At 70.7% G+C, this 12097-nt stretch carries 12 protein-coding genes; 5 read left to right on the top strand and 7 right to left on the bottom strand.

The genetic code is table 11. From position 1 onward, the window contains the following. Nucleotides 1-39: 39 nt before the first annotated feature. Complete coding sequence (locus tag AB5J73_RS19080) at nucleotides 40-1224, top strand: DUF222 domain-containing protein (protein WP_370971020.1); 1185 nt, start codon at nucleotides 40-42, stop codon at nucleotides 1222-1224. 222 nt (nucleotides 1225-1446) lie between these two features. On the opposite strand, the gene AB5J73_RS19075 is transcribed toward AB5J73_RS19080, so the two are convergent. Then, nucleotides 1447-2004, bottom strand: a complete 558-nt coding sequence (locus AB5J73_RS19075) for a DinB family protein (protein ID WP_370971019.1) — start codon at nucleotides 2002-2004, stop codon at nucleotides 1447-1449. 62 nt (nucleotides 2005-2066) lie between these two features. Further along, complete coding sequence (locus tag AB5J73_RS19070) at nucleotides 2067-2855, bottom strand: TetR/AcrR family transcriptional regulator (protein ID WP_370971018.1); 789 nt, start codon at nucleotides 2853-2855, stop codon at nucleotides 2067-2069. 76 nt (nucleotides 2856-2931) lie between these two features. On the opposite strand from AB5J73_RS19070, the gene AB5J73_RS19065 reads away from it, so the two are divergent. Beyond that, a complete protein-coding gene (locus tag AB5J73_RS19065; protein WP_370971017.1) occupies nucleotides 2932-5205 on the top strand; it encodes an ATP-binding cassette domain-containing protein in 2274 nt (757 codons plus the stop codon). After that, nucleotides 5202-5993, top strand: coding sequence for a siderophore-interacting protein (locus tag AB5J73_RS19060; protein ID WP_370971016.1), 792 nt, complete (start codon nucleotides 5202-5204; stop codon nucleotides 5991-5993). Before AB5J73_RS19065 ends, AB5J73_RS19060 begins: the two co-directional genes overlap by 4 nt. A gap of 6 nt (nucleotides 5994-5999) precedes the next feature. On the opposite strand, the gene AB5J73_RS19055 is transcribed toward AB5J73_RS19060, so the two are convergent. The 3 genes from AB5J73_RS19055 to AB5J73_RS19045 all read right to left on the bottom strand — a co-directional run bounded on the left by AB5J73_RS19055 (nucleotide 6000) and on the right by AB5J73_RS19045 (nucleotide 8662). Continuing rightward, nucleotides 6000-7163, bottom strand: coding sequence for a cytochrome P450 (locus AB5J73_RS19055; RefSeq protein ID WP_370973231.1), 1164 nt, complete (start codon nucleotides 7161-7163; stop codon nucleotides 6000-6002). A gap of 99 nt (nucleotides 7164-7262) precedes the next feature. Continuing rightward, nucleotides 7263-7826, bottom strand: coding sequence for a TetR/AcrR family transcriptional regulator (locus AB5J73_RS19050; RefSeq protein ID WP_370973229.1), 564 nt, complete (start codon nucleotides 7824-7826; stop codon nucleotides 7263-7265). Nucleotides 7827-7957: 131 nt separating this feature from the next. Beyond that, complete coding sequence (locus tag AB5J73_RS19045; RefSeq protein WP_370971015.1) at nucleotides 7958-8662, bottom strand: SDR family oxidoreductase; 705 nt, start codon at nucleotides 8660-8662, stop codon at nucleotides 7958-7960. Nucleotides 8663-8762: 100 nt separating this feature from the next. On the opposite strand from AB5J73_RS19045, the gene AB5J73_RS19040 reads away from it, so the two are divergent. Both AB5J73_RS19040 and AB5J73_RS19035 read left to right on the top strand, forming a co-directional pair. Continuing rightward, a complete protein-coding gene (locus AB5J73_RS19040; protein ID WP_370971014.1) occupies nucleotides 8763-9254 on the top strand; it encodes a winged helix-turn-helix transcriptional regulator in 492 nt (163 codons plus the stop codon). A gap of 175 nt (nucleotides 9255-9429) precedes the next feature. Further along, nucleotides 9430-9984, top strand: coding sequence for a snapalysin family zinc-dependent metalloprotease (locus tag AB5J73_RS19035; RefSeq protein WP_370971013.1), 555 nt, complete (start codon nucleotides 9430-9432; stop codon nucleotides 9982-9984). 60 nt (nucleotides 9985-10044) lie between these two features. Here AB5J73_RS19035 and AB5J73_RS19030 read toward each other — a convergent pair whose 3' ends face one another. Together AB5J73_RS19030 and AB5J73_RS19025 are read right to left on the bottom strand one after the other, a co-directional pair. After that, on the bottom strand, nucleotides 10045-10716 hold the full coding sequence (locus AB5J73_RS19030; protein ID WP_370971012.1) for a GntR family transcriptional regulator: 672 nt from the start codon (nucleotides 10714-10716) through the stop codon (nucleotides 10045-10047). Between the two features lie 28 nt (nucleotides 10717-10744). Beyond that, on the bottom strand, nucleotides 10745-12097 hold the full coding sequence (locus AB5J73_RS19025; protein ID WP_370971011.1) for a sugar ABC transporter substrate-binding protein: 1353 nt from the start codon (nucleotides 12095-12097) through the stop codon (nucleotides 10745-10747).

Below are 12097 nucleotides of genomic sequence, written 5' to 3'. Positions count from 1 at the left end.
GTGGACAGAGAAACAGTGTGGAGAGCGGACGCGGGGGCCTTGGCCGACCGCCTCCGTACCCTGCTCACTGTTGTTCGGTCTGCTGAGGCGGAGATTGGTGCGGTGCTCGTGGAAATCGAGTCCCGCGGGGTGCAGGAACTGTTCGGATACCGCTCCACCGCCCGATTGCTGGAACACCTCGCCGACCTCCCCCGTGCTGCCGCCGTGCGGACCGTCGCCCGTGCCCACGCCCTGCACCCCAGCCGCTCTCTCGACGCCGCGCCCGCTCTCGCTCCCGCCACCGGTGTCGCCGCCCTCACCGGAGGGCTGAGCACCCCGATGATCGACACCATCATCACCGCCCTCACCGCAATCCCTCCTGAACACCGCGACACCGCCGAAGCAGACCTACTGGCCTTCGCCGCCGACAACGGCCACAAACAAGTCGCCGCCCTCGGCGCCCGGATCATGGCCCACCTCGACCCCGACGGACCCGAGCCTGCGGACACCGAGCCCGCCACCCCCACCCGCGAACTATCGCTGCGCCGCAAACGCACCGGAACCTGGGAACTGTCCGGCCGCTTCGACGACGAGACCGGCACCCGCGCCAGCGCGCTACTCGACGCCCTGGCCGAACGCCGCCACGCCGACGACGGCCCCGACCTGCGTTCCCCGCAGGAACGCTACGGCGACGCGTTCTCCGACGCTCTCGACCTGGCCCTCGACTCCCCAGAGCTGCCGACCCAGGCCGGGGAACGCGCCCACGTCATGGTCGCGGTCTCCCTCACCGACCTACAGTCCGGCCTCGGCACCGCGACCCTCGGCGACACCGGCCTGCTCTCCGCCGCCGAAGCCCGCATCCACGCCTGCGACTGCAAACTCATCCCCGCCGTCCTCGGCAGCACCAGCGAACCCCTCGACCTCGGCCGGGCCCGCCGCCTGATCTCACCCGGGTTGCGCCGGGCACTGTTCCTGCGCGACCGGGGTTGTGCGTTCCCGGGCTGCCACCGCCCACCCCGACATTGCCAAGGTCACCACATCCGGCACTGGGCCGAGGGCGGCCCCACCGACCTGACCAACCTCGTCCTGCTCTGCGGACACCATCACCGGCTGCTGCACCGCTCCGGCTGGCAGGTCCGCATCGCCACCGACGGCCACCCCGAGTTCCTGCCGCCACGGTTCCTGGACAAACGCCGAAAACCCCGGCGCAACAACCTGCATCAGCCGCTGCCATTCGCAGCCTGAGGCAACCGAACACGGGAAAGGCCCGCAGCCACCGGCTCCGGGCCTACACCCACGCCCACGATCCGCCCCGCACTCCCAACCTCACCGACCGACACCCCCTCGACCCCGCACCCGACTACAGCCCCACACCGACGACCCGTCCAGGCACCCCGCCGCGCGGCCCGATCCGCCCCCGCAAACCCAAAGCACCAGGCGCACTCGATCCGCCCAGCACGCCCCACCTCACTGACCGACACGCCCATCGATCCGTTCCCGCAGCAAATCCGCATGCCCAAGATGACGGGCGTACTCATGGATCAACTCCAAAGCCGCCTCACGCAAGGAGATCGCCCCGCCGCCAGTGCCGTGCTGGTTGTCCGGATCCTCCCCGGTGACGTCAAGACTGGCGGCCCCAGCCAAAAACGCCGTGGTGAACGCAGCCTCCGCGTGCCACGCCTCCCACGCCTCAGCGACCACCCGCTCGTCCGCCACAGCTCCGTCGAAGTCACCATCGGGCTCCTCAGGCGAGCAGTAAAGCCGAGACACAACTCGCCCCGCCATGGTGCCGCGAAAAGTGGCCCGCTCGATCTCGGCCAAGTGCCGCACCAGGCCGAGGAGTGACATCGTCGACGGCTCGACCGACCGCCGGGCCATGGCGTCCGCGTCAAGCCCTGCGCACTTCAGCTCCAGGGTGAGGCGGCACTTGCGCAGGAACTCGAGCAGCGTCGCGCGCTCGTCGCCGAGTCTCGGCCCGTTCTCGCGGGGGTCGTCGGGCGAGGGCCTGCCGTCCTCGGTGAACATGTCCGCTCTCCGGCTCGCCATGACCGCGATTGTCGGCGTTCCGGCCGGTCCGCCGCCAGCGATTAACGCGCCTTGGCGATCGCCGCCTCGACGCCGTCCAGCAGCAGCTCCAGGCCCGCCTCGAACGACAGCCGGGCCTCGCGCTCCAGGTACGCCCCCTCCGCGGCCGGCTCATACGCGCCCTCCTCGCCCAGGCGGGCCACCGTCGGGAAGCGTGCCGTCAGGTCCGGCGCCAGCTCGCCCAGCAGCGCCGAGCGCGCGTACCACCAGTCCTCTTCGGACTGTCCGGTCTCGGTCGCGGCCTGCCTGGACTCCGCCGCCGCCTGGACCGAGCCGCGGACGATGTTGAACAGGGCCGCGACCACCCAGCGGACCCGGGACAGTGGCAGGCCCGTCGAGGCCAGCACGGAAAGCAGTGTCTCCTGGACGTGGAATTCGCCCGGGCCCAGCACCGGGCGTGCCGGGGACACCTGCAACAGCCACGGGTGCCGCAAGTGCAGGTCCCACAGCGCATCGGCCAGCGCCAACGCGGCCGGACGCCACCCCGAAGCCGGCGAATACGACGAGGGCAGCTCCGCCAGTGTCCGGTCGTACATCAGGTCGACCAGCTCGGTCTTGCCCGGGACGTAGGTGTAGAGCGCCATCGCCGTGCGGCCGAGGCGCTCGCCGACCGAGCGCATCGACAGGGCCGGCATGCCGTCGGCGTCGGCGATCTCGATCGCCGCCGACACGATCGCCTCGACGGACAGGCCCGGTTTGGGGCCCGGGCCCGTGCGCGGGGCACCCACCCGCGGACCCCACAGCAGCTCCATGGACCGGCGGGCGTCGCCCTGACCCGCGAAGACGACCACCTTGCCGACTCCTTACACCCTAAAGTAATGTAACCTGAAGAATCACTTTACAGCCTAAAGCATTAAGAAGGACGGTATGACTTCACCCAGGCGGGCCGCCGACACCCACGACGTGATCGAGGTCCGGGGGGCCCGGGAGAACAACCTGACCGGCATCGACCTGGACATCCCGAAACGCCGGCTCACGGTGTTCACGGGCGTGTCCGGCTCCGGCAAGTCGTCCCTGGTCTTCGGCACCATCGCGGCCGAGTCCCAGCGGCTGATCAACGAGACCTACAGCGCCTTCCTCCAGTCGTTCATGCCGAGCCTGTCGCGCCCGGACGTCGACCTGCTGGAGAACCTCAGCGCGGCCATCGTCGTCGACCAGGAACGGATGGGCGCGAACTCGCGCTCCACCGTCGGCACCGCGACCGACGCCTACGCGATGCTGCGGATCGCGTTCTCGCGGCTCGGCGAGCCGTACGTCGGCACGTCCGGCGCCTTCAGCTTCAACCTGCCCGAAGGCATGTGCCCGGCCTGCGAGGGCCTCGGCCGGGTGTCCGACCTCGACGTCGGCGCCCTGCTCGACTTCGACCTTTCCCTCAACGAAGGCGCGATCCAGGTGCCGGGCTTCACGCCGGACACGTGGTACGTGCAGACCTACCTCTCCTCCGGCTTCTACGACCCCGACGCCAAGCTCCGCGACTTCACGCCGGAGCAGCTGGACGCCCTGCTGCACAAGGACTCCTGCAAGGTGAAGGTCGGCAAGACCAACGTCACCTACGAGGGCCTCGCGGTGAAGGTCCGGCGGCTCTACCTGCACAAGGACGTCGAGTCGCTGCAGCCGAAGCTGCGCGCCTTCATCGAGAAGGCCGCCACCTTCAAGACCTGCGGCGAGTGCGGCGGCGCCCGGCTGAACCAGGCCGCGCTCTCGGCGAAGATCGACGGCAAGAACATCGCCGACTGCGCCGCGCTGCAGATCAGCGACCTCGCCGACTTCGTCCGGTCCCTCGACGCGCCGTCGATCCGGCCGCTGCTGGGCAACCTGCGCGACACCCTCGACTCGCTGGTCGAGATCGGCCTCGGCTACCTCTCGCTCGACCGCGAGTCCGCGACGCTGTCGGGCGGTGAGGCGCAGCGCGTGAAGATGGTGCGCCACCTCGGTTCCAGCCTCACCGACGTGACGTACGTCTTCGACGAGCCGACCGTCGGGCTGCACCCGCACGACATCGAGCGGATGAACAACCTCCTGCTCTGCCTGCGGGACAAGGGGAACACGATCCTGGTCGTCGAGCACAAGCCGGAGACGATCCGGATCGCCGACCACGTCGTCGACCTCGGGCCCGGCGCGGGCACCGACGGCGGGCGGCTCTGCTACACCGGGGACGTCGACGGCCTGCGCGCGTCCGGCACGCTCACCGGGCGCCACCTCGACCACCGCGTCACGCTGCGGGAGCAGGTCCGCGAACCCGCGGGCCACCTGAAGATCACCGGCGCGAAGCTGCACAACCTCCGGGACGTCAACGTCGACGTCCCGCTCGGCGTGCTGACCGTCGTGACCGGCGTGGCCGGCTCCGGGAAGTCGTCGCTGATCCACGGCTCGCTGGCGCACCGCGACGACGTCGTCGTGGTCGACCAGTCCGCGATCCGCGGGTCCCGCCGGTCGAACCCGGCCACCTACACCGGCCTGCTCGACCCGATCCGCGCCGCCTTCGCCAAGGCCAACGGCGTCAAGGCGAGCCTGTTCAGCGCCAACTCCGAAGGCGCCTGCCCGAAGTGCAAGGGCCTCGGCGTGATCTACACGGACCTGGCGATGATGGCCGGGGTCGCGTCGGTCTGCGAAGAGTGCGAGGGCCGCCGGTTCACGCCGGAGGTGCTGACGTACGAGCTGCGGGGCAAGAACATCAGCGAGGTCTTCGGGATGTCCGTCGCCGAGGCGCGCGAGTTCTTCGCGACCGGCACCGCGCGGACGGTGCTCGACCGGCTCGCCGACGTCGGCCTCGGCTACCTGACGCTCGGCCAGCCGCTCACCACGCTCTCCGGCGGCGAGCGGCAGCGGCTCAAGCTGGCGATCCGGATGGCCGAAAAGGGCTCGACCTACATCCTCGACGAGCCGACGACCGGCCTGCACCTCGCCGACGTCGACCAGCTGCTCGCGCTGCTGGACCGGATCGTCGACGCGGGCAACACGGTGATCGTGATCGAGCACCACCAGGCCGTGATGGCCCACGCCGACTGGCTGATCGACCTCGGCCCGGGCGCCGGGCACGACGGCGGGCGCGTGGTGTTCGAAGGGACCCCGGCCGCGCTCGTGGCGGACGCGTCCACCCTCACCGCCCGCCACCTGCGCGAATACCTGGGAAAGCCGTGAACACAACCGGGCTGCTCGAAGTGACCGCGGTGCGGCGCGTGACCCCGCGCACCGCCCGCGTCACCTTCACCGGCGAGGGCCTCGACGCGCTGGCGGCGTGGCCGGACCAGCAGCTCAAGCTGCTGTTCCCGCCACCCGGCCGTCCGGTGCGGCTGCCCGAGGCCGACGGCGACGTGATGCGCTGGTACCAGGCGTACCTGGCGATCCCCGAAGACGAGCGTCCGCTGATGCGCAGCTACACCGTGCGGGACCGCGGCAAGGACACGATCGACGTGGACTTCGTGCTGCACGCCGGCGCGCCGGGCCCGGCCACTACGTGGGCCCGGTCGGCGGCGCCGGGCCAGGTCGTCGGCCGCTACGGCCCGGACGCGGCCTACCGCCGTCCGGTCCCGGCGGCGGACACGGTGCTGCTCGCCGGGGACGAGACGGCCCTGCCCGCGATCGCCACCCTGCTGTCCGAAGTGGACAACGCGGTGGTGTTCGTCGAGGTGGCGGACGCGGCCGAGGAGCAGGCGCTGCCGCAGGTCCGGTGGGTGCACCGCGACGGCGCCGAGCACGGGGCCAGGCTGGTGGCGGCGGTGCGCGAAACGGACTGGCCGGCAGGCCGGGCGGCGGCGTGGCTGGGCGGCGAGGCTTCGACCGTCCGCGCCCTGCGACGGCACCTCGTCGAACGCGGCGTGGACAAGAGCGCCATCGAGTTCACGGGCTACTGGCGGCGCAAGCTGACCCAGGACGACGCCCCGACCCCCGAAGACCTGGCCGACGCGCGGGAAAAGCTCGGTGGCTGAGTCGCTTCACCACGTGACCGGCAGGCTGTGCACGCCGTACACGAGCATGTCGTCCTTGAACGCCAGCTCGTCCACCGGCACGGCGAGCCGCAGCTCCGGGATCCGGCGGTACAGCGTCCCGTAGACCACCTGCAGCTCCACCCGCGCCAGCGTCTGCCCGAGGCACTGGTGCACGCCGTAGCCGAAAGCCACGTGGTGGCGGGCCTCTCGCGTCACGTCGAGGCGGTCCGCGTCCTCGAACACCGCTTCGTCGCGGTTCGCCACGTCGCCGGCCGCGATGATGCCTTCGCCCGCGCGGATCACCTCGCCGCCGACTTCGATGTCTTCGGTCGCGACGCGGCGGCGTCCGGTGTGCGTGATGTTCAAGTAGCGCAACAACTCTTCGACCGCGCGGCGTAGCAGGTCGGCGTCCCCCGCGCGCACCAGCTCCAGCTGCGCGGGGTGTTCCAGGAGCGCGACCGTGCCGAGCGCGATCATGTTCGCCGTCGTCTCGTGGCCCGCCACGAGCAGGAGCTGGCCCATCGACCCGACCTCTTCGGCGGTCATGCGGCCGGTCGTGTACTGCGTCACCGCCAGCTTGCTCAGCACGTCGTCGCCCGGGGCGGCCGCCTTCCGCTCGACCAGCCCGCCGAGGTAGGCCAGCAACTCCTCGGTGGCCTGCACCGCTTCCGCCGGGGTCGCCGTCCGCGACACCATCACCTTCGTGATGTCCTGGAACAGTTCCCGGTCCTCGTACGGCACGCCGAGCAGCTCGCAGATCACCAGCGACGGCACCGGCAACGCGAACGCCGGCACCAGGTCGACCGGCTTCGGCCCGGCCAGCAGCCCGTCGACGAGGTCGTCGACGATGCGCTGGATCGCCGGGCGCAGCGCCTCCATCTTCTTGACCAGGAAGTCGCCGGTCAGCAGCTTGCGCTGGGCCGCGTGCTCGGCGCCGTCCATGGTGATGAACGACTTCGCGCGCCGGCGGCGGGCCGCCGAAGCCGCGCTCTGGTGCGGGTAGCCGGGCCGGTCCGAGTCGGCGCTGACCCGCGCGTCGCGCAGCAGCGCGCGGACGTCGTCGTAGCGTGTGACCAGCCACGGCGTCTCGCCGTTCCACAGGCGCACGCGGGAAACCGGCGGCAGCTCACCGAGTTCGGCGGGCGGGTCGAAGGGACACCGCCGGGTCATCGGAAACGCGGGCACACCGTCCACCGGATACCTCCCGAAGCTGCCGGAAATTTACATAGCTATGCTAAGCATCTTCCGGCCGGCCCGCCACCCCGCCGATCAGGCGAACACGAGGGACACCAGCTCGTCCACGAACGGCTCCACCAGCTCGGCCCCGGTCCGGTTCAACGCGCTGTGGAACAACGCGACCCGCCCGTGCGCGCCGACGAACACCACCGCCGCCGCGCGGCCCGGGGTGACGCGGAGCTCGTGCCCGGCCTCGACGCAGCGCTCGAACCCCGCCGTCAGCCGGTCGATCACGTCGAGGAGCGGACCTTTCGGACGCGACCCCGCCTCCAGTTCGGACGCGCCGTTCGCCAGCATCAAGCGGTAGTGCCCCGGATTCCGCATCGCGAAGGCGCAGTAGGCGTGAATCTGTGCGCGGATGCGGCCGACGACGTCGGTTTCCCCGAGCGACTCCTCGGCGACGCGCATCGATTCGGCCAGCCGCGCGTATTCGTGGTCGAGGAGCCCGCGCACCAATTCCGCACGATCGGAGAAATGCTGGTAGATGCTCGCCGGGGCGATGCCGACGGCCCGCGCCACGCCGCGGATCGTCAGCCCGTCCTCGCCGCCGAGCTCGGCGAGCAACCGGCCGGCCGCTTCGAGGATTTCCCCGCGCAGCCGTTCGCCTTCGCCCCAGCGGTTCCTCGTTCGGCCGATTCCGGCCGCGACGTTCTCCGGCACCCGCACATTCATACGCCCGGGTCGATCACCCCCGTATTCCGGGGTGCCGGAAACCGCATTCCGAACGGTCAGGAAACCAGCGCCGGGTACAGCCCCGGGAGTTCGCCGGACAGCCCGGCGCGCACGTTCCGGCTGACGTCGTCGGCGAGCACCTCGAACCGGCCCGCCGCGACGCCGTCGAGCGCGAGCCCGGCCACCAGTGCCGGGTCGACCTTCGGGCCGTCGACGTGCTTGGCCATGTCGGTGTCCATGTAGCCGACGTGCAGCGCGGTCACCTGCGTCTTCTGCGGCGCCAGCTCCAGCCGCAACGCGTTGGTCAGCGACCAGGCCGCCGACTTCGCCGCGGAGTACGCCGCGACCTGCGGTGCGGTGAACCACGAAAGCACCGACAGGACGTTGAGGACCGCACCGCCGCCGTTGCGCTCCAGCACCGGCGCGAACTCGCGCGTCACGGCCAGCGTGCCGAAGTAGTGCGTGTCCATCTCCAGCCGGATGTCGTCCAGGGACCCGCCGAGCAGCGACGCGCCGGTCGACGAGCCGGCGTTGTTGACCAGCAGCGTGACGTCGCCGGCGGCCGCGACGGCTTCCCGGATCGACGCCGGGTCGGTCACGTCGAGGCGCAGCGGCACCACGCCCGGCAGGTCGACCGACTCCGGGTTCCGCGCGGCGGCGTAGACCTTGGCCGCACCCCGCTCCAGCAAGGCGGCGGCGAACTGCCTGCCGAGCCCGCGGTTCGCTCCGGTGACCAGCGCGACCGCACCCTTGATGTCCATGACGAGCTCCTCTCGCACCTGGCTTGCTTATTGCAAGCTAGCTGAGGCCGACTGTACGGCGTAGACTTGCTCGGAGCAAGCCAGGTAGGAGGGATCACAGATGAGCCGCCGGACCAGCTGGGAGGACAACTCCTGCCCGATCGCCCGCGCCGCCGACGTCCTCGGCGAGCCGTGGACCTTGCTGATCCTCCGCAACGCCACCGCGGGCACCACCCGGTTCGAGGACTTCCGCGCCCAGCTGGGCATCGCCGACAACGTGCTGACGACCCGGCTGGCCAAGCTCGTCGAGCGCGGCCTGCTGACGAAGCTCCCCTACCGCGACGGCGGCCGCACCCGGCACGAGTACCGCCTGACCCGGGCCGGCTCGGACGCGCTGCCGGTGCTGCACGCCCTCGGCGCGTGGGGTGACGCGCACACTTCGGCCGAAACCCCGTACGGGCCGATGCAGCTGGTCCACACCGGGTGCGGGCAGCTCACCCGGCCGGGCGAGAAGTGCGACAACTGCGGGAAATCCCTGGTCAGGGACGATCTTGCCTGGCGCGGTTCCTGGCTCAGCCGGGGCGAGATCCCGCTGGCCGACCCGGTCGGCTGAGCCGAACGGCGCATCTTCGTATGCGTCATCACGCATGTCAAGACTCCGCCATGGTTGGTAATTCACCGTTCGCAGCGCAGTACGAAAGTCGGGTCACAAGAGCCGGACGATTCCGTAAGTTCGACACCCAGCGCGCGCAAACCCGGCAAATTCCCCACGGCAAGGAGTCGTCCCGATGTCCAGGAAGTACCTGCTGCCCGGTGCCGCCGTCGCACTGGCGATGATCGCGACCCCGCTGACGGCCGGCCCGGCCTTCGCGGCCCCGGAAGCGGCCACGATCGTCTACTACGACACCTCGGACGCCCCCACCTTCCGCGACGTGATCAACGCGGGCGCGGCGAACTGGAACGCGGCGGTGTCCAACGTCAAGCTCGAGGAGAGCTCTTCGGGCGCGACGCTGCACTACACGGAGGGCAACGACCCGCGCGGCTCGTACGCCCAGACCGACGGCCACGGCAGCGGCACGATCTTCATCGACTACACCCAGGCCGAGCAGTACAACCAGACCCGCATCGCGGCCCACGAAACCGGGCACGCGCTGGGCCTGCCGGACCACTACGAGGGCCCGTGCTCGGAGCTGATGTCGGGCGGTGGCCCCGGCCCGTCCTGCACCAACGCGAACCCGAACGCCGAGGAGTCCTCGCAGGTGGAATCCCTGTGGGCCAACGGCTTCGCCGGCGCGCGCAAGGCGCCGACCCGCGTCTACGAAGTGACGATGCCGGTCAAGTGACCAGCGTCTGACGTCGTCGGGGGAGGCCGCACCGGGTACGCCCGGTGCGGCCTTCGTGCGTCAGAGGCGCGACAGCAGCCTGTCCCGCGCCACTTCGAGGTGGTCCGCCATCGCCTTGCGTGCCGCCGCCGCGTTGCCCGCCACCAGCGCGTCCACGATCACCCGGTGCTCCGAGATCGTCTGCTCGCCGAACGGCTGGTTGTAGTTCAGCCGGAAGAAGTGCAGGTGGCAGTGGGTCCGCGCGAACGCCTGCTCGACCGCCGCGTTGCCCGCCAGGCGCAGGATCAGCTCGTGCAGCCGCTGGTCGTGCGCGGTCAACGCCTTGTAGTCCTTGTACGCGTCTTCCGCCGGGGCCGCCGGGCACGTCGCCAGCTCCGCTTCCAGCAGGGCCACGTTCGCGTCCGACATCGCGGCCGCCGCCAGTGCCGCCGACGGCGGCTCCAGCAGCAGGCGCAGCGCGTACATGTCGTCGACTTCCTTGCGGTTCAGCAGTTCCGTGACGCGGTAGCCGCGCAACGGGAGCCTGCTGACGAGCTCCTCCGACTCGAGCCGGGCCAGCGCCTCGCGCACCGGGGTGCCCGAGACGCCGAGCTCGCGGGCGATCTCGTCGATGTTGACCCGGGCCCCCGGCTCGATGCCGTCGTTCATGATCAGCGCCCGGATCTGCTCGTAGACGCCGTCGGCCAGCACCTGCCTGCTCGGCAGGGCCTCGAGCCGCCGTTCGCCCGCCATCGGTCCCCTCTCGAAGTGTCGGTCCAGGTTACTGCTTGGCCAGCACCTGCTCGCTCTTCTCCGCCATTTCGGCGAACACGTCGTCGTCGCGCTGGTGCCCGAAGTACGCCTCGAACAGCGGCCGCTCGGCTTCCTCCAGCGCCGCGCCGTTGCCGTAGACCGCCGCCGGGTAGAGCGTGCCGTCCTTCAGCATCGTGGTGAACACCGACAGGTCGACGCCCTGTCCCCGCATCGCCGACGCGGCCGAGTCCATCGCCGCCGGGATCGACGGGAAGAACGAGCCGGACGCCGACGCCGCGGTCTGGCACTCCGCCGACCCCAGGTAGGAGACCCACTTCCAGGTCAGGTCCGGGTTCTTCGTACCCGCCCAGATCGTGTCGCCGTTCGAATTGGACAGCGCCGCGCGCTTGCCGGACGGCCCGAGCACGGTCGGCGCGAGCCCGACCTGCACGCCGGGCAGCTTCGCGAACGTGGCCGCCGACCAGGAGCCCGCCGTCTCCATCGCCACCTTGCCCGAGCCGAGCAGGTCGGTGTCGCTGATCGTCGCCTGGCCGCCGGTGGTGAAGGTGCCGATCTTCGGCGAGAAGCCGCGGTCGGTCAGCGACCGGATCCACGCCGCCGTCTTGACGAACCGCGGGTCGTCGTAGTTGACCTTCGTGGGCCACTGCTGCTTGTCCCCGAACCGCCAGCCGGTGGTCGGGGCGAACGAGCTCCACGTGGTCTGCCCGATGAAGTCGCGGCTCGCGAGCTGCCCGACGCCGTAGGTGGCGACGGCGTCCTTGTCGAACCCCGGCTGGTCGCCGCGGACGCCGTTCCTGTCGACGGTCAGGTGCGCGGCCATGGCGCCGAACGTGCCGCCGTCGTCGGGGTTCCAGGTCAGCTTCGCGACGTCGGCCGGGGTGTAGCCGGCCTTCGTGATCGCGTCGGTGCTGTAGTACAGCCCGGCCGTGGCCCAGTCGAGCGGCAGCGCGTACTGCTTGCCGTCGGTGAACTTCCACGAGTCGACGCCGACCGAGTACTTCCCGAGGTCGAACCCGTCGCGGGCGATCAGGTCGTCCAGCGGCAGCAGCTGGTGCTGCGAGGCGTAGGCCTGGAAGTACTGGACGCTGTTCTGGAACGCGTCGGGCGCGGTGCCCGCGACGAACCCGGCGGTCAGCTTGGTGAAGTAGTCGTCCACGTTGTACTGCGTGATCTTCACCGTCGTGCCCGGGTTGGCCTTCTCGAACGCCGAAGCGCACTGCTGGTAGGCGGCCGCCTGCTTGTCGTCCCAGGTCCACCAGTTCACGGTGGTCCCGCTGCCGCTCGCCGAACCGCCACCGCAGGCGGCCAGCAGCGCTCCCATCGTCGCCACCAGTCCGGTGGCCCAAAAGCGGATCCTCAT

Source organism: Amycolatopsis sp. cg9 (assembly GCF_041346945.1).
Lineage (GTDB): Bacteria > Actinomycetota > Actinomycetes > Mycobacteriales > Pseudonocardiaceae > Amycolatopsis.
Note: the sequence above shows the minus strand (reverse complement) of the source record. Positions and strands in the feature narration are given on the sequence as shown.